Below are 1,367 nucleotides of genomic sequence, written 5' to 3'. Positions count from 1 at the left end.
CAGGGCCGAAGCGTTCTCAGGTTGTAAGACCGAGTAGCTGTAGGCCGTCCATTGGGTGGCTGCGGTAGTGATCGGTGGCGGCGGCGATGTTGGTCCAGCCGATCAGGCGGACCAGGCCGATGGCCAGGTTGCGGAGGCTGGCCATGATCCGGGGTGCGGTACCGGTCCGGACTCGGCAGGCGTCCTCGCGGTAGGTGACGTCGCGGATGTGGTGCAGGGCCTCGATGCTCCAGTGGCCGCGGATCAGCGCGGCGAGCTGGGCGTGCGTGATCCGTCCCGGCGGGAGGCTGGTGACGGCATAGATGGTCACGATGGTGGTCTTGCCGGTCTTGTGGTCGGTCCGGCGGCGTTTGATCTGGATCGCCTGGACGGCGTGCGGGAAGGGCAGCCCGGGGCGGACGGTGCAGATCTTCATGCGGCGGATCTCGCGGCGGCCGTGCCCGGTCTCGTCGGTGCGGTTGTTGAGGACGGCCTCGCGCCAGGGCAGGGTCTTGAGCCGGCTCAGCAGCGTGGGCTGGTTGCCCTTGACGATGAACAAGTAGTGGCCGCCCGTCTCGATGATCTGCCGGGCGTGGGTGTGCTGGGTATGCAAGGCATCGGCGGTGATCACCACACCGGTTATGTCCAGCCCGGACAGCAGGGGCGTGAACGCGGGAATCTCGTTGCTCTTGGCCTCGATCTGGCGTTGAGCAACGACGATCTGCGTGTCGTGGCGGGTGGCGGCCAGCAGGTGGACCGTGGTCTCGGCGGTGCGGCTGCCGCGCAGGACCTTGCCGTCCACGGCCAGCCCGGCGAGCGGGATCCGGCCTGAGGGCGGGCTGTTCGTGGTGGCGGGCGGCGCACAGCCGACGAGCCCGGCTAGATGGCCGCAGGTGGCGGTGTCGAAGGCGTCGCCGTCCAGGCGGGCGAGCAGTCGTCCCAGAGTGCTGGCGGCCAGTCGTGGCGTGCCGGGCAGACCGGCTCGGGCGCGCAGCTCTGGGTCGTACCCGGCGATGAACCGGGTGATCTTCACCAGAGATGTGGCGCCGCCGAGCACGGCGAGCAGGGATAACGCCAACAGCGGGCCGAGCCGGTAGCGGCGTCCCCGGCGGCTGCGCGGGTCGGGCACCATGTCCAGCACCTCGGCCAGGGTCGGCAGATCGGGAAAGTCGCTCAGCGAGTCAGCGGCGGAGACGTGCTCGAAGTGGCGGGAGAGCACGTCGATCGGGGATGATGGCACGCGAACGCGGCCCCTGTTCTTGATCGACTGGCGTAGACACCCAACGATCATGAGGGGTCGCGTTTGTCATCCGCGCCCAGGGGTGCCCTTACCGCCCGGTCTCATCGAGCCCACATGTGTCCCACCAGCCGAGAACGCTTCAGCCCTG

The 1,367-nt window shown here is 69.0% G+C and carries 1 protein-coding gene; it reads right to left on the bottom strand.

The genetic code is table 11. The annotated features are described in order from the left end of the window. Window positions 1–16 precede the first annotated feature (16 nt). The gene (locus ACH34R_RS44110; RefSeq protein WP_397567621.1) at window positions 17–1,219 is read right to left on the bottom strand and encodes an ISAs1 family transposase; all 1,203 of its coding nucleotides are present in this window, start codon (window positions 1,217–1,219) and stop codon (window positions 17–19) included. Window positions 1,220–1,367 lie beyond the last annotated feature (148 nt).

The organism is Spongiactinospora sp. 9N601 (genome assembly GCF_044326295.1).
GTDB lineage: Bacteria > Actinomycetota > Actinomycetes > Streptosporangiales > Streptosporangiaceae > Spongiactinospora > Spongiactinospora gelatinilytica.
The sequence above is the reverse complement of the archived record's forward strand: the minus strand, read 5'-3'. Positions and strand labels throughout refer to the sequence as shown.